Genomic DNA, 238 nt, shown 5'->3' on the forward strand with positions numbered 1-238 from the left:
TCAGAAAGCGGTCAAGTTGTTATTAAAACCCGCAAGGCATTCATAAAACCAAAAGGCAAAAACCAACAAGGCTATGTTCAAGAGATCCGTAAAAATGATATCAATTTTGGCATTGGTCCTGCGGGTACTGGTAAAACCTACCTAGCGGTTGCCTGTGCTGTAGAAGCGTTGGAAGCGGATCGAGTCGAACGCATCATGCTGGTTCGTCCTGCCGTAGAGGCTGGTGAAAAGCTTGGTT

The 238-nt window shown here is 46.2% G+C and carries 1 protein-coding gene; it reads left to right on the forward strand.

What is annotated here, in order from left to right; translation table 11 throughout:
* Window positions 1-238 (forward strand): PhoH family protein (locus A3773_RS17405; protein WP_197462887.1); only part of this gene is annotated, 238 nt, incomplete at both ends.

It is taken from the genome of Neptuniibacter pectenicola (assembly GCF_001597735.1).
Taxonomy (GTDB): Bacteria; Pseudomonadota; Gammaproteobacteria; order Pseudomonadales; family Balneatricaceae; genus Neptuniibacter; species Neptuniibacter pectenicola.